At 30.7% G+C, this 2,700-nt stretch carries 5 protein-coding genes; all 5 read left to right on the forward strand.

Going from position 1 to position 2,700, the window contains the following annotated elements:
* Positions 1–142 precede the first annotated feature (142 nt).
* The 5 genes from H8911_RS11965 (at position 143) to H8911_RS11985 (ending at position 2,537) form a co-directional block, all read left to right on the forward strand.
* Positions 143–508, forward strand: a complete 366-nt coding sequence (locus H8911_RS11965) for a hypothetical protein (protein WP_186999816.1) — start codon at positions 143–145, stop codon at positions 506–508.
* Entirely contained in the window at positions 486–821 is a 336-nt protein-coding gene (locus H8911_RS11970) for a hypothetical protein (protein WP_186999817.1), read from the forward strand. Before H8911_RS11965 ends, H8911_RS11970 begins: the two co-directional genes overlap by 23 nt.
* An 87-nt stretch (positions 822–908) precedes the next feature.
* Entirely contained in the window at positions 909–1,595 is a 687-nt protein-coding gene (locus H8911_RS11975) for a DUF975 family protein (RefSeq protein WP_186999818.1), read from the forward strand.
* Between the two features lie 24 nt (positions 1,596–1,619).
* Positions 1,620–1,955 (forward strand): hypothetical protein, encoded by a 336-nt coding sequence (locus H8911_RS11980; RefSeq protein ID WP_222621038.1) that lies wholly within the window; start codon positions 1,620–1,622, stop codon positions 1,953–1,955.
* Positions 1,956–2,288: 333 nt separating this feature from the next.
* Positions 2,289–2,537 carry a hypothetical protein gene (locus tag H8911_RS11985; protein ID WP_186999819.1) on the forward strand — a complete coding sequence of 83 codons (249 nt, stop codon included), beginning with the start codon at positions 2,289–2,291 and terminating at the stop codon, positions 2,535–2,537.
* Positions 2,538–2,700 lie beyond the last annotated feature (163 nt).

The following is a 2,700-nucleotide window of genomic DNA, read 5'->3' on the forward strand; positions in this document are numbered from 1 at the left end:
CGTACTTAGTATATTGTGTTCATCCCTTTTTGTATACAAAAAGGGAAACAACTTAAAGATAAATACAAATAAATCAAGGTAGTTGTATTTGTATCAAAATGTTGATTTTTGACACTACCAAAATGGTAAGGAGGCCAAACTTATGAATTTAAATAAATATGTTAAATTTGATGATTCTAGTAAACAATTTGAGATTGTTACTGGAACACAGGGAAAATACTCTTATGATGATGTGACAAGAGTATCTGTTTTAAATGAAAAGGCAAAATATAAGGGAAAAGGAATTCCATTTACAGCTGTACTTTCAAGTGGACCATTACCATCTGGCTTATTTCAGAATCCATATTTGTATGTTGGAGTAAAGATTGTTTTAAAGAATGAAACTGTATTAGCTATTTATGTGTCAAAAGAAAAGACAATGGTCAATACAGATCAGTACATACAAGATCGTAAGATCGCAAAGAAAATAGAAGGGGTGATTAAGGATGTGTGTAAAATTTCACGATGAAGAAAATAGATTAGAAATAATGGGTGGTGCAAGCTGTTTATATGATGAGATTCAAAAGTGTTCTATTCAAAACGAAGATGCAAATTTTAAAGGTAAAACGAAACCATTTACACATACAATATTAGGTGGAGCTACATTTATGGCGGGTGCAGTAGAACCAATGATGTATGTTGGTATTAAAGTTGTTTTAAAAGATAATAGTGTATTACCAATATATGTTTCCAAGGAAAAAGTGTTATTTAATAGTGATAAGTATTTAAATGATGTTAAAGAAGCAAATGATATATTAAAAAAATTGGAAAAAAGATTGTAATCTTAAAATTGTTGTATTCGAGACATAGGATGTAACAAAAAAATTGAAGAATCGATATTAAGTATAAAGAAAGTAAGGTGAAATAATATGTGGAATCGACAACAAGTTAAAGAACAAGCCAAACAAATCATGAAACGAAACTATTGGAAGATGTTTGTGGTTACGCTGATTGCAGGAATATTGAGTGCTGATTATGTGACTGTTATTCAAACAGTACAAGATTTTGTACCTGATGTTGTATTGCCAAGTATGTTTTCTTCAATCCTCTCTTTTTTATCAATGGGATCTATTGTAGGATTATTATTTTCTATCTTCATTGGTAATGTCATTGTAGTTGGAAAAAGTAGATATTTTATTAAGAACCATGATGTAAATCCTGAGCTTGGTGAAATCTTTAGTGGTTTTAAAGGCGACTATTTAAATGTAGTAAAAATCATGTTTTTGATGAATTTAAAAATATTACTATGGCTATTCCTATTCATAGTGCCTGGATTTATTAAGGCTTATGAATATTCTATGATTCCATATCTATTGGCAGAAAATCCTAATATTACTACAGATGAAGCTTTCTCATTATCCAAACAAATGACGACTGGACAAAAGATGGATTTATTTGTCTTAGATTTATCATTTTTAGGATGGATTATTCTAGGCTTGATTTGTTGTGGAATTGGTATTCTATTTGTGTTGCCATATCCAGAAGCCACAAATGCTGAAGTGTATTTAAACCTAAAAGAATCTGTAAAGAAGGATGAGTGTGTAACTGATTTCTAAAGTGATTAGGGGGTATACGACTGGATGAAAATGAGATTTGTATTTGTAATAGCTAGTCTTTTTACGATTAATTTCATTCATTTACTGGTGTTGAGAAAATGGGAAATGAGTGAAAAAGTTGATAAGGGGATAATGATGTGGTACGGGAGATTAAGTTATAGAAGAAAGTTTATTAGAACATTATGGATAATTCCAATAGATATAGCTATCATGTTTGGGTTTTATTATGAATTTCGTTCACTTCGTTGGACTTGTATAATAGCAGTTATATTAAGTATTATTTTGTTTATCCAAGCTTTCTACAACTACAAAAAATGGCAGGAAGAGATTGTGACAACAGACAATAATGAGAAGAACTAAAATAAACGGAATTATTTGTAACGGACATAATTTCCAAGAACAAATATTATTGGGCGAATAGAAGTGTCTTATGGATTTATTTACATCCAATCCTGGTTTCTAAAAGGTACTGTATCTAAACAAATGACTACCTGACCAAAGTCTGATCTATTCATCTTAGATTTTTCTTTTCTAGGATGGATCATTCTAGGCTTGATTTGTTGTGGAATTCTATTTGTACTACCTTATCCATAATCAACAAAAGCTGAAGTGTATTTAACGCTAAGAGATTTTGTAAAGATATAAGGACGGATACTAGTACTTGTTTGGATACCCAGAAAAATAGGTGAGAATATGAAAAAGAATCGACTTCAAATATATTTAGATGAAGACTTGTCAGATGCTACGCCAAAAGAAAAGCAGGAATCTATTTCCTGGAAGGAATTGCTAGTGTGTGGTTATTGGTTGTTTCAACTTTTAAGAAGATTGTTAGGATTTCATAAACAACCAATCGAACAATATGTACTTGCAGGTATTATAAGTGTTTGTATATTGATTATTTATCCATGGTTAAAAAGAAAGGACGGTGACGCTCATGAATGATAAGAAGAAGATTTTTGGAATCGGTATTGGTATTGTAGTTGGAATTGTTCTACATAGTCTTATAACGCTTTTATGTGGGTAATCCTATGAAAAAGAAAGTGATGATTATTGGTTGTGTTTTACTGGCTTTGATCCTATCGACTGCAATCTATAGAAAACACGT

It is taken from the genome of Holdemanella hominis (assembly GCF_014306155.1).
Taxonomy (GTDB): Bacteria; Bacillota_I; Bacilli_A; order Erysipelotrichales; family Erysipelotrichaceae; genus Holdemanella; species Holdemanella hominis.

Coding starts and splice junctions, on each gene's coding strand:
- H8911_RS11965 (WP_186999816.1), top strand. CDS start 143: ATGAATTTAAATAAATATGTTAAATTTGATGATTCTAGTAAACAATTT.
- H8911_RS11970 (WP_186999817.1), top strand. CDS start 486: ATGTGTGTAAAATTTCACGATGAAGAAAATAGATTAGAAATAATGGGT.
- H8911_RS11975 (WP_186999818.1), top strand. CDS start 909: ATGTGGAATCGACAACAAGTTAAAGAACAAGCCAAACAAATCATGAAA.
- H8911_RS11980 (WP_222621038.1), top strand. CDS start 1,620: ATGAAAATGAGATTTGTATTTGTAATAGCTAGTCTTTTTACGATTAAT.
- H8911_RS11985 (WP_186999819.1), top strand. CDS start 2,289: ATGAAAAAGAATCGACTTCAAATATATTTAGATGAAGACTTGTCAGAT.